This is a genomic window from Escherichia coli DSM 30083 = JCM 1649 = ATCC 11775 (assembly GCF_003697165.2).
GTDB lineage: Bacteria > Pseudomonadota > Gammaproteobacteria > Enterobacterales > Enterobacteriaceae > Escherichia > Escherichia coli.
On record NZ_CP033092.2, the window covers coordinates 3,513,225 to 3,534,722 of the forward strand.

At 51.4% G+C, this 21,498-nt stretch carries 20 protein-coding genes, 1 other RNA gene and 1 other annotated feature; of the genes, 11 read left to right on the forward strand and 10 right to left on the reverse strand.

Annotated features, from left to right (window positions below; all coding sequences use genetic code 11):
* Positions 1-39 precede the first annotated feature (39 nt).
* From dnaX to ybaN, 3 genes are all read right to left on the reverse strand, one after another.
* Positions 40-1,971 carry a DNA polymerase III subunit gamma/tau gene (dnaX, locus tag EAS44_RS18325; RefSeq protein WP_000122015.1) on the reverse strand — a complete coding sequence of 644 codons (1,932 nt, stop codon included), beginning with the start codon at positions 1,969-1,971 and terminating at the stop codon, positions 40-42.
* Positions 643-707, reverse strand: a sequence feature (DnaX frameshifting element). Its footprint overlaps the gene before it by 65 nt.
* 128 nt (positions 1,972-2,099) lie before the next feature.
* Positions 2,100-2,651 (reverse strand): adenine phosphoribosyltransferase, encoded by a 552-nt coding sequence (gene apt / locus EAS44_RS18330; RefSeq protein ID WP_000127356.1) that lies wholly within the window; start codon positions 2,649-2,651, stop codon positions 2,100-2,102.
* Positions 2,652-2,803: 152 nt separating this feature from the next.
* Complete coding sequence (gene ybaN, locus EAS44_RS18335) at positions 2,804-3,181, reverse strand: DUF454 family protein (protein ID WP_001188900.1); 378 nt, start codon at positions 3,179-3,181, stop codon at positions 2,804-2,806.
* 69 nt (positions 3,182-3,250) lie between these two features.
* On the opposite strand from ybaN, the gene priC reads away from it, so the two are divergent.
* Together priC and rsmS are read left to right on the forward strand one after the other, a co-directional pair.
* The gene (gene priC / locus EAS44_RS18340) at positions 3,251-3,778 is read left to right on the forward strand and encodes a primosomal replication protein N'' (protein WP_000844868.1); all 528 of its coding nucleotides are present in this window, start codon (positions 3,251-3,253) and stop codon (positions 3,776-3,778) included.
* 13 nt (positions 3,779-3,791) lie between these two features.
* On the forward strand, positions 3,792-3,953 hold the full coding sequence (rsmS, locus tag EAS44_RS18345) for a pleiotropic regulatory protein RsmS (RefSeq protein ID WP_000051146.1): 162 nt from the start codon (positions 3,792-3,794) through the stop codon (positions 3,951-3,953).
* A gap of 211 nt (positions 3,954-4,164) precedes the next feature.
* Here rsmS and mscK read toward each other — a convergent pair whose 3' ends face one another.
* A complete protein-coding gene (mscK, locus tag EAS44_RS18350; RefSeq protein ID WP_000177749.1) occupies positions 4,165-7,527 on the reverse strand; it encodes a mechanosensitive channel MscK in 3,363 nt (1,120 codons plus the stop codon).
* A gap of 127 nt (positions 7,528-7,654) precedes the next feature.
* Complete coding sequence (gene acrR, locus EAS44_RS18355) at positions 7,655-8,302, reverse strand: multidrug efflux transporter transcriptional repressor AcrR (protein ID WP_000101737.1); 648 nt, start codon at positions 8,300-8,302, stop codon at positions 7,655-7,657.
* 141 nt (positions 8,303-8,443) lie between these two features.
* Between acrR and acrA the strand changes: the two genes are divergently transcribed.
* The 7 genes from acrA to pdeB all read left to right on the forward strand — a co-directional run bounded on the left by acrA (position 8,444) and on the right by pdeB (position 16,997).
* Positions 8,444-9,637 (forward strand): multidrug efflux RND transporter periplasmic adaptor subunit AcrA, encoded by a 1,194-nt coding sequence (gene acrA, locus EAS44_RS18360; protein WP_001295833.1) that lies wholly within the window; start codon positions 8,444-8,446, stop codon positions 9,635-9,637.
* A gap of 22 nt (positions 9,638-9,659) precedes the next feature.
* Entirely contained in the window at positions 9,660-12,809 is a 3,150-nt protein-coding gene (gene acrB, locus EAS44_RS18365) for an efflux RND transporter permease AcrB (RefSeq protein ID WP_001132469.1), read from the forward strand.
* Positions 12,810-13,353: 544 nt separating this feature from the next.
* The gene (tomB, locus tag EAS44_RS18370; protein ID WP_000344800.1) at positions 13,354-13,728 is read left to right on the forward strand and encodes an Hha toxicity modulator TomB; all 375 of its coding nucleotides are present in this window, start codon (positions 13,354-13,356) and stop codon (positions 13,726-13,728) included.
* 25 nt (positions 13,729-13,753) lie between these two features.
* The gene (gene hha / locus EAS44_RS18375) at positions 13,754-13,972 is read left to right on the forward strand and encodes an HHA domain-containing protein (protein WP_001291435.1); all 219 of its coding nucleotides are present in this window, start codon (positions 13,754-13,756) and stop codon (positions 13,970-13,972) included.
* Positions 13,973-14,145: 173 nt separating this feature from the next.
* Positions 14,146-14,697: a maltose O-acetyltransferase gene (maa, locus tag EAS44_RS18380; RefSeq protein WP_000102543.1), complete on the forward strand. Its 552-nt coding sequence runs from the start codon at positions 14,146-14,148 to the stop codon at positions 14,695-14,697.
* Positions 14,698-14,812: 115 nt separating this feature from the next.
* Positions 14,813-15,283: a YlaC family protein gene (ylaC, locus tag EAS44_RS18385; protein ID WP_000136192.1), complete on the forward strand. Its 471-nt coding sequence runs from the start codon at positions 14,813-14,815 to the stop codon at positions 15,281-15,283.
* A gap of 163 nt (positions 15,284-15,446) precedes the next feature.
* Complete coding sequence (pdeB, locus tag EAS44_RS18390; RefSeq protein WP_001350616.1) at positions 15,447-16,997, forward strand: cyclic-guanylate-specific phosphodiesterase PdeB; 1,551 nt, start codon at positions 15,447-15,449, stop codon at positions 16,995-16,997.
* A 41-nt stretch (positions 16,998-17,038) separates the two neighbouring features.
* Here pdeB and ybaA read toward each other — a convergent pair whose 3' ends face one another.
* Both ybaA and ffs read right to left on the reverse strand, forming a co-directional pair.
* Positions 17,039-17,392 carry a DUF1428 domain-containing protein gene (gene ybaA / locus EAS44_RS18395; RefSeq protein WP_000878140.1) on the reverse strand — a complete coding sequence of 118 codons (354 nt, stop codon included), beginning with the start codon at positions 17,390-17,392 and terminating at the stop codon, positions 17,039-17,041.
* 119 nt (positions 17,393-17,511) lie between these two features.
* Positions 17,512-17,608: signal recognition particle sRNA small type (gene ffs, locus EAS44_RS18400), an RNA gene on the reverse strand.
* 162 nt (positions 17,609-17,770) lie between these two features.
* On the opposite strand from ffs, the gene EAS44_RS18405 reads away from it, so the two are divergent.
* Complete coding sequence (locus EAS44_RS18405) at positions 17,771-18,082, forward strand: MGMT family protein (protein WP_000409908.1); 312 nt, start codon at positions 17,771-17,773, stop codon at positions 18,080-18,082.
* 30 nt (positions 18,083-18,112) lie between these two features.
* Here the strand turns inward: EAS44_RS18405 and ybaY are convergent, their stop codons facing one another.
* A complete protein-coding gene (ybaY, locus tag EAS44_RS18410) occupies positions 18,113-18,685 on the reverse strand; it encodes a YbaY family lipoprotein (protein ID WP_000779831.1) in 573 nt (190 codons plus the stop codon).
* 217 nt (positions 18,686-18,902) lie between these two features.
* On the opposite strand from ybaY, the gene tesB reads away from it, so the two are divergent.
* Complete coding sequence (gene tesB / locus EAS44_RS18415; protein WP_000075870.1) at positions 18,903-19,763, forward strand: acyl-CoA thioesterase II; 861 nt, start codon at positions 18,903-18,905, stop codon at positions 19,761-19,763.
* Positions 19,764-19,811: 48 nt separating this feature from the next.
* Here the strand turns inward: tesB and amtB are convergent, their stop codons facing one another.
* Positions 19,812-21,098, reverse strand: coding sequence for an ammonium transporter AmtB (gene amtB / locus EAS44_RS18420; RefSeq protein ID WP_000685044.1), 1,287 nt, complete (start codon positions 21,096-21,098; stop codon positions 19,812-19,814).
* A gap of 29 nt (positions 21,099-21,127) precedes the next feature.
* A complete protein-coding gene (gene glnK / locus EAS44_RS18425; protein WP_000780338.1) occupies positions 21,128-21,466 on the reverse strand; it encodes a P-II family nitrogen regulator in 339 nt (112 codons plus the stop codon).
* Between the last annotated feature and the right edge of the window lie 32 nt (positions 21,467-21,498).

Consider the following 21,498-nt stretch of genomic DNA (forward strand, 5'->3'; position numbering starts at 1 on the left):
AATCACGTTAAGGATGACGAACGTAAGCTGTGCTTACGATCAAATGGGGCGGATACTTTCTTCATCCAGCTCCGCATCGAAGAATCGACGCAGGGTCTGAATATTATTATCCGCAATAATGGACTCGCGCGCCTGCGCAAGTTTTTCTTCGTATATCGCCTGACGCCATTCCAGCGGCGTACGCACCGCGGGATTATCATCTTCAACGATAGTCAGTTCAACCGTTGAACCTTTTAACGTGCTCAACGCTTCAGCCAGTTTTTGCTGTGCGCCGCGGTTGTTCAAATGCCGCTGAGAGGAGCGCAAATGCAGACATACTGCGTTGTCGCTCTCCTCTTTCCAGGCATTTAACGCCACCTGTTCGACCAGTTTTGGTAGCGAAAGTTGACTCACCTGAGCCGCCCACGGGTCGCGCTCAATGGCTTCTGCCGCCAGCTTCGCCGCCAGTTCCGGCGTTTTTTCATGTTCCAGCGCTTTTTTCAGCGCCTTCGGCGTGGCGACCACTTCTTTTTGCTGCATCACTGGAGTGGTCGCCTTCCAGCGATACGCTTCTTTTTTGGCTGGCGCTTTTTCCAGCGCCGATGGCACCGGGCGCGCCTGAACGCGATCGGTGACCGAAGCCAGTCTTTCCAGCGCAGCGTTATTCACCGGCCGCGCGCGGGTAGCGGCTGCCGGTTCACTCTTTTTTGCTTTGGTTGCTCCCTGCACGCGCTGCAACTGCTGGCGCGCCGCCAGCACCTGGCTGGTGGTTTCCGGGAGCGGTACAGTCGGTGCCTGCTGCGGCGCTGATTGCGGTTGCGGCGGCACCTGTGTTGGCGTCATTACTGCCGTTGGCGCAACGGGCGCAAAGGACTGGCGTGGCACTTCTGGCTCAGGCAGAGGCATACGCGGATGGAACGCCAGCGCGCGCAGCAGCGTCATCTCAACACCCATACGGCGGTCTGGCGCATACGGTAATTCTTTGCGACCAATCAACAGCGTCTGATAGTAAAGCTGAATATCCGTCGGCGGTATGGTGCGCGCCAGTTCACGCATCCGCAGCTCGATGGCGGCCATGTCGTTGCCAAGTGCAGCAGGCGAAAGTTGTACCATCGCAATACGATGCAACAGACCGAGCATTTCCACCAGCAACGCTTCCCACTCGATACCACGGGCAGCGGCTTCATTAATCAGCGCCATTACGCGCTCGCCGTTGGCCTCGACCATCGCTTCAACCAGCGACAGCGCCTGATCGTCGTCAAGCGTACCCAGCATCGCACTGACGGCCTGGGTTGAAACCTGGCCGTCACCGCTGGCAATCGCCTGGTCGGTCAGACTTAAGGCATCTCGCAGGCTGCCTTCAGCGGCGCGTGCCAGCAATTGCAGCGCCCGTGGCTCGTGAGCGATATGTTCTTCGTTGAGGATGTGCTCAAGCTGATGGCGAATTTGCTCGACATCCAGCGCTTTGAGATGAAATTGCAGACAGCGTGACAAAATCGTCACCGGCAATTTCTGCGGATCGGTCGTCGCCAGCAGAAACTTGACGTGCTCCGGCGGTTCTTCAAGGGTTTTTAACAGTGCGTTAAAGCTGTGGCGCGACAGCATATGCACTTCGTCGATCAGATAAACTTTAAAACGACCACGCGCTGGCGCGTACTGGACGTTATCCAGCAGGTCACGAGTGTCTTCAACTTTGGTGCGCGAGGCGGCGTCGATTTCAATCAGATCGACAAAGCGCCCCTGCTCGATTTCACGACAGTTATCGCACACGCCGCACGGCGTCGCGGTAATGCCAGTTTCGCAGTTTAGCCCCTTCGCCAGCAGTCGGGCGATAGAGGTTTTTCCGACGCCACGGGTGCCGGAAAAAAGATAAGCATGATGAATACGCCCTAACGACAAGCCGTTCGCCAGTGCGGTCAGCACATGTTCCTGGCCGACGACGTCAGCAAAGGTTTGTGGGCGCCATTTTCGGGCTAAGACCTGATAACTCATTGGCAGGCTCTGAAACGCTGGAAGGTGGATTCACGAAGGGGTAATGCTAACACAGCCCCGTCAGAACGGCGAGGCTGAATGCACATCTTGTGCTGCCCGTAGCGTGAGCAGCGCAAGACTGACGATAATTAATGGCCCGGGAACGGGACAAGGCTGTAGCTGGTAATGCCCTGTTTTTCGAGACGCTGTTCGCCGCCGAGATCGAACAGGTTGATAATGAACGCAGCGTCAGCTACTTCACCACCCAGACGACGGATCAGTTTAACGGTCGCTTCGATAGTGCCGCCGGTTGCCAGCAGATCGTCCACCACCAGAACTTTATCGCCCGGTTTGATGGCATCAACGTGGATTTCCAGCTGATCGGTGCCGTATTCCAGGTCGTAAGTTTCACTGATGGTTTCACGCGGCAGTTTGCCCGGTTTACGGACCGGTACAAAGCCAACGCCCAGACCCAGAGCTACCGGAGCGCCAAACAAGAAGCCACGCGCTTCGGTGCCGACCACTTTGGTAATGCCCGCATTTTTGTAACGCTCAACCAGCAAGTCGATGCTGAGAGCGTAAGCTTTCGGGTCTTCCAGTAAGCTGGTGACATCGCGGAAAAGAATGCCGGGTTTTGGGTAGTCCTGAATGCTTTTGATGCTATTTTTGAGATACTCAAGCTGCTGTGCAGTCGCGGTCATAAGTGTATGCCTGCTTGTTACGGTGGTACTCACGGCGCGTTTTGAACGTATCAAAAGTAACAGTTGTTTAACCTTTGACCGCCTGCGCCTGTGCTCGAAAACGCCAGAATGTACTGGCTGTACGCAATAATTGCAACTGCGATTGTTGTGCTTCAGTGCTTTTCTTGCTTTTCATCAATCACCGGAATTCGCCACATATAAAAAAGCAAACAGGCGAGAATTACCAGCAACATGATGCGCACCCACGGCATCTGGACGAACCACAGCGAAATCGTAAACGTAATCAAAATAAGCAAAATCGCCCGTGGTTTTGCGCCGCGCGGCATCGCATGATGTTTCTGCCAGAAACGTAGATAGCTGCCAAACCATGAGCGGTACAGCAACCAGGCGTGAAAGCGCGGGGAAGAACGGGCAAAGCACCAGGCCGCCAGCAGGATAAACGGCGTCGTCGGTAATACCGGTAATACCACGCCCAGCGTACCCAGCACTACCGCCAGCCAGCCAATGATGATTAAAATGATTCGTTGCATATTGAGTGTTGTCAGCTTACAGAGTGGCTACTTTAGCATAACAATTATCATTTTCATTGAGGTCTTATCGTGAAAACCGCCCTGCTGCTGGAAAAACTGGAAGGACAGCTCGCTACGCTGCGTCAGCGTTGTGCCCCGGTAGCGCAATTTGCCACGCTAAGCGCCCGTTTTAACAGGCATCTTTTTCAGACTCGTGCGACAACACTGCAGGCTTGTCTCGATGAGGCGGGCGATAATCTGGCTGCGCTTCGTCATGCCGTTGAGCAACAGCAACTGCCGCAAGTCGCCTGGCTGGCGGAACATCTGGCGGCGCAACTGGAGGCTATAGCGCGTGAAGCCACAGCCTGGTCGCTACGCGAGTGGGACAGTGCGCCACCGAAAATTGCCCGCTGGCAGCGTAAACGTATTCAGCATCAGGATTTTGAGCGGCGGCTACGTGAGATGGTTGCCGAACGTAGAGCCCGTCTGGCACGAGCGACCGATCTCGTGGAACAGCAGACGCTGCATCGTGAAGTGGAAGCCTATGAAGCGCGCCTGGCACGCTGCCGCCATGCGCTGGAAAAAATCGAAAACAGGTTAGCGCGTTTAACCCGCTAGCAATGGAGAGAGTATGTCACTGGAAAATGCCCCTGACGATGTCAAACTGGCCGTCGATTTGATTGTGCTACTGGAAGAAAATCAGATCCCAGCCCGCACCGTGCTGCGCGCGCTGGATATTGTAAAACGCGATTATGAAAAGAAATTAACGCGCGATGATGAGGCGGAAAAGTGAGAAATAAATGGGGCCGCTAAATGTCCCCTAAGATTGTGGGCAAACGCAAAACTGCCTGATGCGCTACGCTTATCAGGCCTACACCGCTCCTGCAATATATTGAATTCTTGCGGTTTCGTAGGCCGGATAAGGCGGTCACGCCGCATCCGGCATGAACAACGCGCACTTTGTTAGTAATCTCGGGGCAACTAAATGTCGCCCCCTTTGGTTATTACCCTACCGCTGGCGTCGGATCGTCGCCTTTGTAGTCGCGTTTCACTTCCGTCACTTCATCGCCCTTCTCGTTGTGCAGATGCACTTCAAGTTGGTTAAAGGCAATGTTGATGTCGTTTTCACGGCACAACTGATCGATAGTACGGTTCAGCTCATCGACAGTACGGCTACGGTCACGCAGTTCACGCACATACAGACGCAGCTCATGATCCAACGTGCTGGCACCAAATGCCGTAAAGAAGACTTCCGGCATTGGTTCGTGCATCACCCTTGGGTGCTCAGTCGCCGCCTTCAGCAACACTTTACGCACTTTTTCCAGATCGGAGCCATAGGCTACGCCGAGACGGATCACCAGACGCGTAGTCGTGTCAGTTAACGACCAGTTGATCAGACGCTCGGTAACAAACGCTTTGTTCGGGATAATCACTTCTTTGCGATCGAAATCGGTAATCGTTGTCGCACGAATACGGATCTTGCTGACCGTACCCGAGAAGCTACCAATGGTTACCGTGTCGCCTATGCGCACCGGACGTTCGAACAGAATGATCAAACCGGAAACGAAGTTACCGAAGATCTCTTGTAAACCAAAACCAAGACCTACGGATAATGCTGCCGCCAGCCACTGGAGTTTATCCCACGAGACGCCCAGCGATCCGAACACCGTCATCGCACCAACGGCAATAATGATGTAGTTAAGGATGGTAGTAATGGCATACGACGCGCCCTGGCGCATATTCAGTCGCGAGAGCACCAGCACTTCCAGCAAACCAGGCAGGTTGCGAATCAACGCCCAGGCCACCATTGAGGCGATAATCGCAAACAACAGACTGCCCATGGTGACGTTTTTCACCACCGCAGCACCAGCTTCAGTAGCGTTGTAATGCCAGAGCGTAATGCTGTCGAGATAGCTGAACACGGTGATCAAATCAGACCAAATTGCCCAGAACATGACACCGAACAGCGCAAACATCAGCAACATGGTAATACGCAGCGTCTGCTGGTTAACCTGCTCCAGCGCAATGGTGGGTTCTTCCGGCGGTTCGGCACCTTCTGCGCCCTCTTTCACCAGATTCTGCCGACGCGCCAGTGCACGACGCCAGGCGATACGCCGCGCCGCTACGCTTAAGCCGCGCAATACCGTCTGGTACAGCAGGTTCCAGATGATCACCAAATAAACGGTTTCAATCCAACGCCCGGAGAGGCGCAGCGTGGTGTAGAAGTAACCCGTGGCGGTCAGCACCATCAACGCAATCGGGATAATCGACAGCACGGTAATGGTGACCAGTCGCATGGTGTGCGACTCTTTATCACGCCAGCTTTCGCGGCACATCGGCCACACCAGGAAGGCAATCAGCAGCAGGTTGAAGAAAATCATCGCCTGCCCCAGCACATCATCCATCAGATGCAGCGGGGAGAGTTCTGCCACCACAGACCAGAAATGGATCGGCAGCAACGCGAGGCTGATGCGGACAATTTGCCGACGCCAGTGGCTGGTCTGCTGTTCCGGCATACCAAAGTGACGCACGGCAACACCGTTTTTCTCCAGCACTTTCCAGCACAGGCCAAACACCAGCCAGAAAATCGCCAGTTTTTTGCTGAACGACCACAATAACTCGCTGATATTGAGCTGCATAGTCAGCAGAATCAGGCCGACAGCGAGAATAATCAGGCACACCGGCAGTGCGCGGATTAGGTCAATAAGAATCGCTTTTGGCGTATTGAGCTGGCTATCGTTACGCAGGGAACCTACCGCCGAAGCCAGTTTTTGTTGATATGCTTTCAGCCAGCCTAAACGCCAGTGAATCAGCCCGGCAATCAACAGCAGCGGCAAACCAGCGAGGAAGGCGATGAATACGGCGGGCCAGGCTTTTTCCCAGTTCACCGTGATTTTCATCGACTTAAATTCATCTTTCAGCGTTTGCGGGAACGCTTTAATCCAGTCCCAGTCCATCGGGCGGTTACTGTTCACCCAAAAAATTTGCTGCGTCAGGATGGATTTCAGGTTTTTCGACACACTCATTAACTGCTGCTGGTTGATTTGCAGGTTAATGGCCATCATCAGCTGGTTACCCAACTGTTTGTTAAGCTGATCCAGCAATTCGCGACGCATATCAACTACTTGCAATAATGCATCGTGAACTTCGCTGTTGACTTCGTTGGTGTGACCTTCTTCCAGTTTGCTGACGAACGCATCGCTCTGGAACAGCGCGTCACGCTGCTGGTTGACTTCAAACTGTTCGAGACGCAAATCCGCGATGCGGTTGGTCATGTTTTCCAGTTCATCTGCCGAGGGGAGTGTTTGTTGTTGCTGGTACAGGATACGTGACAACAGCAGACTGCCCTTCAGGACGGCAATCTGCTCTTTAATATTGCGTTCCGATTGCAGCGCCCGCTCCAGCCAGTTTTTGACTTTAATGTTTTGCTGCATCAACTGATTACCGTTTTCAGTCGCGGTAATCAGACGCTGACTTAACTGCTGGTTAATTTCCAGTTCCTGCTTCACCAGCGGATTAGCCTGAATACGCGCGGCTTCATCCGGGGAGACGGCTTCCTGCGCCGTTTTTTCGGTTAAAGTCAGGCGCTTGCTGTTTACTGCTTCTTGCAACAGCTGCAACTGGTGCTCCAGACGGGCGCTGTTCGCCGTCACGTAATCCCGTTGCTTTTGCAAGGTATCCTGTAAGACTGTGTTCCCTTCCAGGCTTTTACGCTGCTGGTCAATCTCGGCATTCAGCAAAGCCTGCTGAGCCTGCATTAACACTTTCTGGCTGGGACGTAAGGCTGTCTCGCCGACATCAGTCCCATCCAGACGACTGCGAATTTGTTGCAGCTGCTGCGAAGCGTTATACATCGCATTTTGTACGCGTTCGGGCTGCGTCTGTAACGAAACCAGCTGGCTGTTATAAGACGCCAGATCATTTTGTGCGTTTTGCAAATCGTCCAGCGCCTGGGCAACGCGAGTTTCCAGCTGGCGCAACGAAAGCGTGCTCAGAATTTTGCGCGTTTCTTCGTCGTTATCGACATCACTAAGTGCTGTTAACGCCGCGGTCGCCTGGCGCATTTTTTCCGGCGCTTCAGCGACTTTTTGCCGTAGCTGAACTGTCTCTTCTTTTACGCGATCGATTTTATCGAGGGTGGCTAATGTATCTGTCAGATCCTGCTGCACCAGTTTGTCCTGAGCAGAAAGATCTTTTTGTTTATTCAGTGAGTCAAGTTGTGCCTGCAGGTCCGCTTTTGTCGGCAGATCACCATTCGATGACGCCCGCGCAAACGCCGTGTTCTGGCATAACAAGACAAAAACAAAAGCAATAAATGCTGAAAAAACAAAATGCCGTGATCGTTTGTAATACTGGAACATAGTCATGATGAATGAAGGTTTCTGAACCTGAAGAACGACCTGAAAAAGTCAAACCGCAAGAATATCACGACGCAGTGAACCAGAATAGCAACGACGAAAATGTCCAGGAAAATTCCTGGAGTCAGATTCAGGGTTATTCGTTAGTGGCAGGGTTACGAAGCGTGGGGCACAGGAGATACATCTCCAGTAAGATGGCGACGTAATCGCGGGCTTCTTTTTTAAGATCAAAAGATTGCGGGGCAAAGAGCCAGTTTTCCATCAGGCCGGAAATATAGCCGCGCATAATAATTGCTGCGCGACGCGTCATTAAATCCGCAGGCAACATTTTCGCTTCAATACAATGTTTTAACGTTTGTTCTATACGGTCATAACTTTCCAGACAGAGATTACGTTGTGCCTGTTGCACAACAGCCATTTCTCCGACAAATTCGCATTTGTGGAATATAATCTCCATCAATAATCGACGCCGTTCTTCTGTCACCGTGGACTCAAGAACATGAATTAATATCTCTCTTAATACTGAGAGTGGATCGCCAGGGAATTTTGCCTGATACTCAAGCTCTAGTTCACCAATATTGGATTCTGACAGTTCCCAGATCTCACTGAACAAATCCGACTTGTCTTTAAAATGCCAGTAGATTGCACCGCGCGTAACGCCAGCTGCTTTTGCAATCTCACCCAGCGAGGTGGATGATACCCCCTGCTGTGAGAAAAGACGTAGAGCCACATCGAGGATGTGTTGGCGCGTTTCTTGCGCTTCTTGTTTGGTTTTTCGTGCCATATGTTCGTGAATTTACAGGCGTTAGATTTACATACATTTGTGAATGTATGTACCATAGCACGACGATAATATAAACGCAGCAATGGGTTTATTAACTTTTGACCATTGACCAATTTGAAATCGGACACTCGAGGTTTACATATGAACAAAAACAGAGGGTTTACGCCTCTGGCGGTCGTTCTGATGCTCTCAGGCAGCTTAGCCCTAACAGGATGTGACGACAAACAGGCCCAACAAGGTGGCCAGCAGATGCCCGCCGTTGGCGTAGTAACAGTCAAAACTGAACCTCTGCAGATCACAACCGAGCTTCCGGGTCGCACCAGTGCCTACCGGATCGCAGAAGTTCGTCCTCAAGTTAGCGGGATTATCCTGAAGCGTAATTTCAAAGAAGGTAGCGACATCGAAGCAGGTGTCTCTCTCTATCAGATTGATCCTGCGACCTATCAGGCGGCATACGACAGTGCGAAAGGTGATCTGGCGAAAGCCCAGGCTGCAGCCAATATCGCGCAATTGACGGTGAATCGTTATCAGAAATTGCTCGGTACTCAGTACATCAGTAAGCAAGAGTACGATCAGGCTCTGGCTGATGCGCAACAGGCGAATGCTGCGGTAACTGCGGCGAAAGCTGCCGTTGAAACTGCGCGAATCAATCTGGCTTACACCAAAGTCACCTCTCCGATTAGTGGTCGCATTGGTAAGTCAAACGTGACGGAAGGCGCATTGGTACAGAACGGTCAGGCGACTGCGCTGGCAACCGTGCAGCAACTTGATCCGATCTACGTTGATGTGACCCAGTCCAGCAACGACTTCCTGCGCCTGAAACAGGAACTGGCGAATGGCACGCTGAAACAAGAGAACGGCAAAGCCAAAGTGTCGCTGATCACCAGTGACGGCATTAAGTTCCCGCAGGACGGTACGCTGGAATTCTCTGACGTTACCGTTGATCAGACCACTGGGTCTATCACCCTACGCGCTATCTTCCCGAACCCGGATCACACTCTGCTGCCAGGTATGTTCGTGCGTGCACGTCTGGAAGAAGGGCTTAATCCAAACGCTATTTTAGTCCCGCAACAGGGCGTAACCCGTACGCCGCGTGGCGATGCCACCGTACTGGTGGTTGGCGCGGATGACAAAGTGGAAACCCGTCCGATCGTTGCAAGCCAGGCTATCGGCGATAAGTGGCTGGTGACAGAAGGTCTGAAAGCAGGCGATCGCGTAGTAATAAGTGGGCTGCAGAAAGTGCGTCCTGGTGTCCAGGTAAAAGCACAAGAAGTTACCGCTGATAATAACCAGCAAGCCGCAAGCGGTGCTCAGCCTGAACAGTCCAAGTCTTAACTTAAACAGGAGCCGTTAAGACATGCCTAATTTCTTTATCGATCGCCCGATTTTTGCGTGGGTGATCGCCATTATCATCATGTTGGCAGGGGGGCTGGCGATCCTCAAACTGCCGGTGGCGCAATATCCTACGATTGCACCGCCGGCAGTAACGATCTCCGCCTCCTACCCTGGCGCTGATGCGAAAACAGTGCAGGACACGGTGACACAGGTTATCGAACAGAATATGAACGGTATCGATAACCTGATGTACATGTCCTCTAACAGTGACTCCACGGGTACCGTGCAGATCACCCTGACCTTTGAGTCTGGTACTGATGCGGATATCGCGCAGGTTCAGGTGCAGAACAAACTGCAGCTGGCGATGCCGTTGCTGCCGCAAGAAGTTCAGCAGCAAGGGGTGAGCGTTGAGAAATCATCCAGCAGCTTCCTGATGGTTGTCGGGGTTATCAACACCGATGGCACTATGACGCAGGAGGATATCTCTGACTACGTGGCAGCGAATATGAAAGATGCCATCAGCCGTACGTCGGGCGTGGGTGACGTTCAGTTGTTCGGTTCACAGTACGCGATGCGTATCTGGATGAACCCGAATGAACTGAACAAATTCCAGCTAACGCCGGTTGATGTCATTACCGCCATCAAAGCACAGAACGCTCAGGTTGCAGCTGGTCAGCTCGGTGGTACGCCGCCGGTGAAAGGCCAACAGCTTAACGCCTCTATTATTGCTCAGACGCGTCTGACCTCTACTGAAGAGTTCGGCAAAATCCTGCTGAAAGTGAATCAGGATGGTTCCCGCGTGCTACTGCGTGATGTGGCGAAAATTGAGCTGGGTGGTGAGAACTACGACATCATCGCAGAGTTTAACGGCCAACCGGCTTCCGGTCTGGGGATCAAGCTGGCGACCGGTGCGAACGCGCTGGATACCGCTGCGGCAATCCGTGCTGAACTGGCGAAGATGGAACCGTTCTTCCCGTCGGGTCTGAAAATTGTTTACCCGTATGACACCACACCGTTCGTGAAAATCTCTATTCACGAAGTGGTAAAAACGCTGGTCGAAGCGATCATCCTCGTGTTCCTGGTAATGTATCTGTTCCTGCAGAACTTCCGCGCGACGTTGATTCCGACTATTGCTGTACCGGTGGTATTGCTGGGGACATTTGCCGTCCTTGCCGCCTTTGGCTTCTCGATAAACACACTAACGATGTTCGGGATGGTACTCGCCATCGGCCTGTTGGTGGATGACGCCATCGTTGTAGTAGAAAACGTTGAGCGTGTAATGGCAGAAGAAGGTCTGCCACCGAAAGAAGCTACGCGTAAGTCGATGGGGCAGATTCAGGGCGCGCTGGTGGGTATCGCGATGGTACTGTCAGCGGTATTCGTACCGATGGCCTTCTTCGGCGGTTCGACCGGGGCAATTTATCGTCAGTTCTCCATTACCATTGTTTCGGCAATGGCGCTGTCGGTACTGGTGGCGTTGATCCTGACTCCGGCACTCTGTGCAACCATGCTGAAACCGATTGCCAAAGGCGATCACGGCGAAGGTAAAAAAGGCTTCTTCGGCTGGTTTAACCGCATGTTCGAGAAGAGCACGCACCACTACACCGACAGCGTAGGCGGTATTCTGCGCAGTACAGGGCGTTACCTGGTGCTGTATCTGATCATCGTGGTCGGCATGGCCTATCTGTTCGTGCGTCTGCCAAGCTCCTTCTTGCCAGATGAAGACCAGGGCGTATTTATGACCATGGTTCAGCTGCCAGCAGGTGCAACGCAGGAACGTACGCAGAAAGTGCTCAATGAGGTAACGCATTACTATCTGACCAAAGAAAAGAACAACGTTGAGTCGGTGTTCGCCGTTAACGGCTTCGGCTTTGCGGGACGTGGTCAGAATACAGGTATTGCGTTCGTTTCCTTGAAGGACTGGGCCGATCGTCCGGGCGAAGAAAACAAAGTTGAAGCGATTACCATGCGTGCAACACGTGCTTTCTCGCAAATCAAAGATGCGATGGTTTTCGCCTTTAACCTGCCCGCAATCGTGGAACTGGGTACCGCAACCGGCTTTGACTTTGAGCTGATTGACCAGGCTGGCCTTGGTCACGAAAAACTGACTCAGGCGCGTAACCAGTTGCTTGCAGAAGCAGCGAAGCACCCTGATATGTTGACCAGCGTACGTCCAAACGGTCTGGAAGATACCCCGCAGTTTAAGATTGATATCGACCAGGAAAAAGCGCAGGCGCTGGGTGTTTCTATCAACGACATTAACACCACTCTGGGCGCTGCATGGGGCGGTAGCTATGTGAACGACTTTATCGACCGCGGTCGTGTGAAGAAAGTTTACGTCATGTCAGAAGCGAAATACCGTATGCTGCCGGATGATATCGGCGACTGGTATGTTCGTGCTGCTGATGGTCAGATGGTGCCGTTCTCGGCGTTCTCCTCTTCTCGTTGGGAGTACGGTTCGCCGCGTCTGGAACGTTACAACGGCCTGCCATCTATGGAAATCTTAGGCCAGGCGGCACCGGGTAAAAGTACCGGTGAAGCAATGGAGCTGATGGAACAACTGGCGAGCAAACTGCCTACCGGTGTTGGCTATGACTGGACGGGAATGTCCTATCAGGAACGTCTCTCCGGCAACCAGGCGCCTTCACTGTACGCGATTTCGTTGATTGTCGTGTTCCTGTGTCTGGCTGCGCTGTACGAGAGCTGGTCGATTCCGTTCTCCGTTATGCTGGTCGTTCCGCTGGGGGTTATCGGTGCGTTGCTGGCTGCCACCTTCCGTGGCCTGACCAATGACGTTTACTTCCAGGTAGGCCTGCTCACAACCATTGGTTTGTCGGCGAAGAACGCGATACTTATCGTCGAATTCGCCAAAGACTTGATGGATAAAGAAGGTAAAGGTCTGATTGAAGCGACGCTTGATGCGGTGCGGATGCGTTTACGCCCAATCCTGATGACCTCGTTGGCGTTTATCCTCGGCGTTATGCCGCTGGTTATCAGTACTGGTGCTGGTTCCGGCGCGCAGAACGCAGTAGGTACCGGTGTAATGGGCGGGATGGTGACCGCAACGGTACTGGCAATCTTCTTCGTTCCGGTATTCTTTGTGGTGGTTCGCCGCCGCTTTAGCCGCAAGAATGAAGATATCGAGCACAGCCATACTGTCGATCATCATTGATACAACGTGTAATCACTAAGGCCGCGCAAGCGGCCTTTTTTATACATAACCTACGAACATTAAGGAGTATTGAACCACCAACTCAGGATCCCATACGAAAACCAGTATTAACCCCGCATAAAATTCATAAAAAATACTGATTGTTAGTTAATTTATATTAAGTAGCGCTAATAGATTTAATAATCCATAACCATTTAGAGGCTATTCTTAATTATTTGCGGTAATTCTTTATTCATTCCTCGGTTATTACGTCATATTCAGAGCAATCCTGGTATTAGTGTCACCAATTTCTTCTGGCGATAATTCTGAAATGTTATGAACAGTTCGAGCAAACTGCTTTTACCTGCTGCGGGTTGGTGCTAGTATGAAAAAGTGAGTCCTGTCCCGCTTCCTTCCTAATTGTAATTTTTCGTAATAATGCGATGAAAACCTACAAAGAGTGGCTTATAGTTAAGCTAACAAACGAGAGAGCAAGTCCAGGTCAGTAAGTTTTTTCCATCCCGAAAGGTGTCCGTTAGTTCAACCGCTAAGAAGGGGACGCGTTATGGATGAATACTCACCCAAAAGACATGATATCGCACAGCTTAAGTTTCTCTGTGAAACCCTGTATCATGACTGCCTTGCAAACCTTGAAGAAAGCAATCATGGCTGGGTTAACGACCCAACCTCGGCGATCAACCTCCAGTTGAATGAACTGATTGAGCATATTGCGACCTTCGCACTTAATTACAAAATTAAGTATAATGAAGACAATAAGCTCATTGAGCAGATCGACGAATATCTGGATGACACCTTTATGTTGTTCAGTAGTTATGGTATTAATATGCAGGATCTTCAGAAATGGCGGAAGTCAGGTAATCGACTATTCCGTTGTTTTGTCAATGCGACGAAAGAGAATCCTGCGAGTTTATCTTGTTAGAATTATTACAACCATGGGTAGAAGTATGTCCGAAAAACCTTTAACGAAAACCGATTATTTAATGCGTTTACGTCGTTGTCAGACAATTGACACGCTGGAGCGTGTTATCGAGAAAAATAAATACGAATTATCAGATAATGAACTGGCGGTATTTTACTCAGCCGCAGATCACCGCCTCGCCGAATTGACCATGAATAAACTGTACGACAAGATCCCTTCCTCAGTATGGAAATTTATTCGCTAATAAATAACTCGCTTTCGGAGCTATAACCGGCTGTTTATTAAGAATTTTATACTTTTTTTCGCCATGAAGACATACCCTATGTGATCTTCATCACACAGATGTAATGGGAACGTTCTCTTCACTGACTTTTCGTCTTACTGTGTTGCCGCATTTTCAGCAACCGGAAGTCAGTAATGAGCACAGAAAAAGAAAAGATGATTGCTGGTGAGTTGTATCACTCGGCAGATGGGGCGTTATCTCGCGATCGCCTGCGAGCTCGTCGGCTTATTCACCGATACAATCATTCCCTGGTGGAAGAGCACACATTACGCCAGCAAATTCTTGCTGATTTATTCGGTCAGGTGACAGAGGCTTATATTGAGCCAACGTTTCGCTGTGACTATGGTTATAACATTTTTCTCGGCAATAATTTTTTCGCCAACTTCGATTGCGTGATGCTTGATGTCTGCCCTATTCGCATTGGTGATAACTGTATGTTGGCACCAGGCGTTCATATCTACACGGCAACACATCCCATCGACCCTGTAGCACGTAATAGCGGTGCTGAACTGGGGAAACCCGTCACCATCGGTAATAACGTCTGGATTGGCGGACGTGCAGTCATTAACCCTGGTGTGACCATTGGTGATAACGTCGTGGTAGCCTCAGGTGCAGTTGTCACAAAAGATGTCCCGGACAACGTTGTCGTGGGCGGTAATCCAGCCAGAATCATTAAAAAATTGTAACCAACTTTTCTCAACTGTTATGCAAAATCGTGGCAAATCTGTTACTTCCCCTCTACTATTCCCACGTTAAAATAGGGTGTTCCCTGGAAAGTTGCAGATATCACGAAGGCAAACGATGACCGAAATACAACGCCTGCTGACCGAAACGATTGAGTCTCTGAATACCCGCGAAAAACGCGACAACAAACCCCGCTTTAGTATCAGTTTTATCCGTAAACATCCGGGGCTGTTTATCGGTATGTACGTTGCTTTTTTTGCCACCCTGGCGGTGATGTTGCAGTCCGAAACGCTTTCAGGCTCTGTCTGGCTACTGGTTGTATTATTTATCCTGCTTAATGGTTTCTTCTTTTTCGATGTCTACCCACGCTACCGCTATGAAGATATCGACGTGCTGGATTTCCGCGTTTGCTATAACGGCGAATGGTACAACACGCGCTTTGTACCTGCCGCGCTAGTTGAAGCCATCCTGAACTCTCCGCGTGTCGCGGATGTTCATAAAGAACAACTGCAAAAAATGATCGTCCGTAAAGGTGAACTATCTTTTTACGATATTTTTACCCTCGCTCGCGCCGAATCAACATCTTAAGTTAGGGGTACATACCAGGCGTAAAGCTCTACGCCTGGTCAAATGACAACGATCGCTTCCACCCATCACTTCATGAAATACCAGCTCTACCTCCTTATCTCCTGCCAGCCTTTTTCCACAATCAGATATACTTTCCCTACACTGTGTTAATAAGGATATGCTGGTGAGAACACGACATCTGGTCGGCCTTATTTCGGGAGTACTGATTCTTTCAGTATTGCTGCCTGTCGGCTTAAGCATCTGGCTGGCCCATCAGCAGGTAGAAACATCATTTATTGAAGAGCTGAATACGTATTCCTCCCGCGTCGCTATTCGGGCCAATAAGGTGGCGACACAAGGGAAAGATGCGCTGCAAGAGCTGGAAAGATGGCAAGGCGCTGCCTGTAGCGAAGCCCATCTCATGGAAATGCGTCGGGTATCTTACAGTTATCGCTATATTCAGGAAGTGGTTTATATCGATAACAACGTTCCCCAGTGTTCGTCTCTGGAGCATGAAAGCCCGCCCGATACCTTCCCCGAGCCAGGTAAAATTTCGAAAGATGGTTATCGTGTCTGGTTAACATCGCATAACGATTTAGGCATTATTCGTTACATGGTCGCCATGGGAACGGCACATTATGTCGTCATGATCGACCCCGCTTCCTTTATTGATGTCATTCCCTATAGCTCATGGCAAATTGATGCCGCCATTATTGGCAATGCCCATAACGTTGTCATAACCAGCAGCGATGAACTTGCTCAGGGAATTATTACCAGGCTACAAAAAACACCCGGTGAGCATATCGAAAATAATGGAATCATTTACGATATCCTGCCCTTACCGGAGATGAATATTTCGATCATCACCTGGGCTTCAACGAAAATGTTGCAGAAAGGCTGGCATCGGCAAGTCTTTATTTGGTTACCGCTCGGGTTGGTGATTGGCCTGCTGGCAGCGATGTTTGTGCTGCGTATTTTGCGCCGTATCCAGTCACCGCATCATCGGCTGCAGGATGCTATCGAAAATCGTGATATTTGCGTGCACTATCAGCCGATTGTCTCCTTAGCCAATGGCAAAATTGTCGGTGCTGAGGCACTGGCGCGCTGGCCGCAGACAGACGGTAGTTGGTTGTCACCAGATAGTTTTATTCCGCTGGCACAGCAAACGGGCCTTTCTGAGCCATTGACGCTACTGATTATAAGAAGCGTCTTTGAAGATATGGGCGACTGGCTGCGTCAGCATCCTCAGCAGCATATTTCGATCAATCTTGAATCCACCGTGCTCACCTCGGAAAAAATCCCGCAATTGCTGCGTGAAATGATCAATCACTATCAGGTTAATCCCAGACAGATCGCGCTTGAACTCACTGAACGCGAGTTTGCCGATCCGAAAACCAGCGCCCCGATAATTTCTCGCTACCGGGAGGCGGGCCATGAAATTTATCTCGATGATTTTGGTACAGGGTATTCAAGTTTAAGCTATTTACAGGATCTGGATGTCGACATTCTGAAGATCGATAAATCTTTCGTTGATGCGCTGGAATATAAAAATGTCACGCCGCATATCATCAAAATGGCAAAAACTCTGAAACTGAAAATGGTTGCGGAGGGAATCGAAACCAGTAAACAAGAAGAGTGGCTACGCCAGCATGGCGTGCACTACGGTCAGGGCTGGCTCTACAGCAAGGCATTACCGAAAGAGGATTTCTTACGCTGGGCCGAGCAACATTTGTGAATTTTAGGGCTGACGGCACGCCGCACAGCCCGTCACGCTACCTACTCGTCGATGATTGATTCGAATCCACCATAGATCATTCGCTTGCCGTCAAACGGCATGGACTCGCCGAACTCTTTCATCCGTGGGTCCGACATCATCTTTTGATTAGCAGCGTCGCGGACCTCTTTTGAAGGGTATTCAATCCAGCTAAAGACAACCTCTTCATTCTCTTCCGCTTTCACCGCCATACGAAAATCGGTCACTTTACCATCCGGTACATCGCTGGCCCAGCATTCGACAATACGAAGCGCACCGAACTCTTTAAATAATGGCGCGGCCTTAGCGGCCATTTCCCGATAGGCATCCTTTTTATCGGCAGGAACGGCAACAACAAAACCATCAACATACTTCATCAGACATACCTCCGAAGCGTACTGCGCAGCCAGACAATTCTTGCGACGTCAGTAGTGGTTAAAGTTTAGCCATGTTGGGATTTTTTGACGAAACGGTGGGAGGCAGAAATGGGTGGGGGCCCTGCCAGCTACATCCCGGCACACGCGTCATCTGCCTTGGCTGCTTCCTTCCGGACCTGACCTGGTAAACAGAGTAGCGTTGCGGGAGAACCAACAGAGCCCCCATTGAGAGCGTTGAGAACCAACGCGCAGGCGCATTATCACTGCTGCCCCGGCTAATTGCAACCCATTGCGTGCCAGATGCTGGTTTCTTGCGCAATGCGGCTTCACTCGGGCGTTTTTCCAGATTATGCTGAAAAATTACCTCAGGAAGAAAAGATGGAAAAAGAAGATTCATTTCCCCAGCGCGTCTGGCAAATCGTAGCCGCTATTCCCGAAGGCTATGTCACCACTTACGGTGATGTGGCGAAACTGGCGGGATCGCCGCGCGCCGCGCGCCAGGTAGGCGGTGTGTTAAAGCGTCTCCCCGAAGGCAGCACCTTGCCATGGCACCGGGTGGTTAATCGCCACGGCACCATTTCACTGACCGGACCGGATTTACAGCGTCAGCGACAGGCATTACTGGCAGAAGGTGTGATGGTGTCGGGAAGCGGGCAAATCGACTTGCAGCTTTATCGCTGGAACTACTAACCCTCTCCGGGCGGAGAGGGTTAACTTCGCTTAATATTGCGTTGGAGCTGGAACTGCCGAAGACGGATTCACCTGGGTTGGTGAAGTTGAAGGTACGGTAGTCGTTGCGCCACCGCTAGCCTGAACCGGCACGGCGGTTTGCTGCACCGGCACCAATGTCAGGTCGGCTTTAGTTCCGCCCTGGTTGATCACCGGCTGAACGGTATCGGTAATAAATACCAGTTTGTCATTCACGGTAATCGCCGCACTCAACAGAATACGCGCGTTCGGCTGAACATCTGCCGGGTTAAATGGCAGAACAAAGCTGAATGGTGACTGTTTACCTTCGGTACGCACCGCTTTCTGCGCCAGCACTTTCGACGGCGCATCGGCTAACGACGCGTCAGAAAGTGTCACGGTCAGCACGGCATCAGGCGGCAGTGCGACTTTCTGACGGATCCAAACGGTACCGGAGACATTCGGTTGCTGGATAGCAGGTTGTTGTGTTGCTGAAATAGACGTATTTGCAGCCGGTGCTGGCGTCTGAATATCCGCGCTTTTATCTGCGCAAGCCGCCAACGCAATCGCAACCGCTAAACCACTGGCCATGTGCACGAGTTTCATTCACTTCTCCTTATTATCAATGCACCAGCGGGCTAACTTTCCTCGCCGGAAGAGTGGTTAACAAAATAGTAACGTCAACAAGTGTGGCACACATCACGCATTTCTGCCTGTAATTAGCCCGTAATTCAGACCATTGCACCCATCGGACCAGTGGCAAATTTGCGTTATACTCAACTCACTTTGGCTTGCTGCGGCAGCTTTGTTACTGGAGAGTTATATGAGTCAGGCGCTAAAAAATTTACTGACATTGTTAAATCTGGAAAAAATTGAGGAAGGACTCTTTCGCGGCCAGAGTGAAGATTTAGGTTTACGCCAGGTATTTGGCGGCCAGGTCGTGGGTCAGGCCTTGTATGCTGCAAAAGAGACCGTCCCTGACGAGCGGCTGGTACATTCTTTTCACAGCTACTTTCTTCGCCCTGGCGATAGTAAGAAGCCGATTATTTATGATGTCGAAACGCTGCGTGACGGTAACAGCTTCAGCGCCCGCCGGGTTTCTGCTATTCAAAACGGCAAACCGATTTTTTATATGACTGCCTCTTTCCAGGCACCAGAAGCGGGTTTCGAACATCAAAAAACAATGCCGTCCGCGCCAGCGCCTGATGGCCTGCCTTCAGAAACGCAAATCGCCCAATCGCTGGCGCACCTGCTGCCGCCAGTGCTGAAAGATAAATTCATCTGCGATCGTCCGCTGGAAGTCCGTCCGGTGGAGTTTCATAACCCACTGAAAGGTCACGTCGCAGAACCGCATCGTCAGGTGTGGATCCGCGCAAATGGTAGCGTGCCGGATGATCTGCGCGTTCATCAGTATCTGCTCGGTTATGCTTCTGATCTTAATTTCCTGCCGGTAGCTCTACAGCCGCACGGCATCGGTTTTCTCGAACCGGGGATTCAGATTGCCACCATTGACCATTCCATGTGGTTCCATCGCCCGTTTAATTTGAATGAATGGCTGCTGTATAGCGTGGAAAGCACCTCGGCGTCCAGCGCACGCGGCTTTGTGCGCGGTGAGTTTTATACCCAGGACGGCGTGCTGGTTGCCTCGACCGTTCAGGAAGGGGTGATGCGTAATCACAATTAAAAAAATAGCCGGAGGTGAAAACCGTCCGGCTGTTTTTTGCAGTGCTTGTTACGCGTTATAGGCATTCTCGCCGTGGCTGTTGACGTCCAGCCCTTCTCGCTCCTGCTCTTCCGGTACACGCAGACCAACCGTCAAATCCGCCAGTTTGTAGCCGATAAATGCCACCACACCAGACCAGACAATCGTAATGGCGATGCTTTCCAGCTGTACCAGCAACTGATGGCCCATCGTCACACCTTCAGCGAAGCCCACGCCGCCCAGCGAGCTGGCGGCAAAAATCCCGGTCATGATACAGCCGACAATACCACAAACGCCGTGCACACCGAAGACATCGCAGGGATCATCCACCCGCAGCAAGCGTTTGAGCATGGTAACGCCCCACAAGCCCGCCAGACCAGCTACCACGCCGATAATCAACGCGCCGCCAACCCCAATGTAACCACAGGCTGGCGTCACGCCGACCAGACCGGCAATCGCGCCAGAACACGCTCCCAGCAGTGAAGGCTTACCACGCAGCGCCCATTCACCGAAGATCCAGCCAAGAATTGCCGCCGCAGTTGCGACCACAGTATTCACAAATGCCAGTGCCGCGATTTCATTCGCCGTGCCCGCTGACCCGGCGTTAAAGCCAAACCAACCGATATAGAGAATAGCAGTCCCGGTGAAGACCATCGGCAGGTTGTGCGGTTTAAACGCCTCTTTACCGAAGCCCACGCGTTTGCCTATCAGATACGCGCCCACCAGACCGGCGATTGCGGCGTTAATATGCACCACCGTGCCACCCGCGAAATCCAGTGCCCCGTGAGAAGCCAGCAAACCGCCGCCCCAGACCATATGCGCAATCGGAATGTAAGAGAGCGTCAGCCATACCACCACAAAAATCAACACAGCTGAGAAGCGGATTCGTTCCGCCAGCGCCCCAACTATCAAGCCTACGGTAATGCAGGCAAACGATCCCTGAAACGCCACGTGGATATACTGATAAATGCTGCCCATCACCGCCGTCAGTTCAATGTTTTTCAGCATCAACCCGTTAATGTTGCCGAAGAAGTTGTTGCCTTCGCCAAACGCCAGCGAGTAGCCGTAAACCACCCAGAGAATACAGACCAGTGCAAACGTCACGGTCACCTGCGTCAGCATCGACAGCACGTTTTTGCCACGAATCAGCCCTCCATAAAACAGGGCAATCCCCGGAACGGTCATAAACAGCACCAGCGCAGTACAAATCATCATAAACGCATTGTCGGCTTTATCGGCCACCGCAGGTGCAGCCATTACCAGTCCCGGCAGCATCGCCAGTGAAGCAAGCCCAGTTTTTATCGTCGCTATCTTCATTTTTCGTTCCTGTTGCTGTGTGCCAGAGATTACAGCGCCGCTTCGTCGGCTTCGCCGGTACGAATACGAATGACGCGTTGCAATTCAGCGACGAAGATTTTGCCGTCGCCAATTTTTCCGGTGTAAGCCGCCTTGCTGACGATATCGATCACTTCATCGAGTTGGTCATCAGCAATCGCCACATCAATTTTTACTTTTGGCAGAAAGTTGACGCTGTATTCCGCCCCCCGGTACAGCTCGGCATGTCCTTTCTGACGCCCGAAACCTTTCACTTCGGTGACGGTCAGGCCCTGAATACCAATGGAAGATAACGCTTCACGAACGTCTTCCAGCTTGAATGGTTTGATTATCACGGTCACCAGCTTCATAGATCCCCTCCGGTCAGAATTCGGTAATGGTT

Coding starts and splice junctions, on each gene's coding strand:
- amtB (WP_000685044.1), bottom strand. CDS start 21,098: ATGAAGATAGCGACGATAAAAACTGGGCTTGCTTCACTGGCGATGCTG.
- hha (WP_001291435.1), top strand. CDS start 13,754: ATGTCCGAAAAACCTTTAACGAAAACCGATTATTTAATGCGTTTACGT.
- dnaX (WP_000122015.1), bottom strand. CDS start 1,971: ATGAGTTATCAGGTCTTAGCCCGAAAATGGCGCCCACAAACCTTTGCT.
- tesB (WP_000075870.1), top strand. CDS start 18,903: ATGAGTCAGGCGCTAAAAAATTTACTGACATTGTTAAATCTGGAAAAA.
- ylaC (WP_000136192.1), top strand. CDS start 14,813: ATGACCGAAATACAACGCCTGCTGACCGAAACGATTGAGTCTCTGAAT.
- ybaY (WP_000779831.1), bottom strand. CDS start 18,685: ATGAAACTCGTGCACATGGCCAGTGGTTTAGCGGTTGCGATTGCGTTG.
- EAS44_RS18405 (WP_000409908.1), top strand. CDS start 17,771: ATGGAAAAAGAAGATTCATTTCCCCAGCGCGTCTGGCAAATCGTAGCC.
- ybaA (WP_000878140.1), bottom strand. CDS start 17,392: ATGAAGTATGTTGATGGTTTTGTTGTTGCCGTTCCTGCCGATAAAAAG.
- ybaN (WP_001188900.1), bottom strand. CDS start 3,181: ATGCAACGAATCATTTTAATCATCATTGGCTGGCTGGCGGTAGTGCTG.
- acrB (WP_001132469.1), top strand. CDS start 9,660: ATGCCTAATTTCTTTATCGATCGCCCGATTTTTGCGTGGGTGATCGCC.
- mscK (WP_000177749.1), bottom strand. CDS start 7,527: ATGACTATGTTCCAGTATTACAAACGATCACGGCATTTTGTTTTTTCA.
- rsmS (WP_000051146.1), top strand. CDS start 3,792: ATGTCACTGGAAAATGCCCCTGACGATGTCAAACTGGCCGTCGATTTG.
- tomB (WP_000344800.1), top strand. CDS start 13,354: ATGGATGAATACTCACCCAAAAGACATGATATCGCACAGCTTAAGTTT.
- maa (WP_000102543.1), top strand. CDS start 14,146: ATGAGCACAGAAAAAGAAAAGATGATTGCTGGTGAGTTGTATCACTCG.
- apt (WP_000127356.1), bottom strand. CDS start 2,651: ATGACCGCGACTGCACAGCAGCTTGAGTATCTCAAAAATAGCATCAAA.
- acrA (WP_001295833.1), top strand. CDS start 8,444: ATGAACAAAAACAGAGGGTTTACGCCTCTGGCGGTCGTTCTGATGCTC.
- glnK (WP_000780338.1), bottom strand. CDS start 21,466: ATGAAGCTGGTGACCGTGATAATCAAACCATTCAAGCTGGAAGACGTT.
- acrR (WP_000101737.1), bottom strand. CDS start 8,302: ATGGCACGAAAAACCAAACAAGAAGCGCAAGAAACGCGCCAACACATC.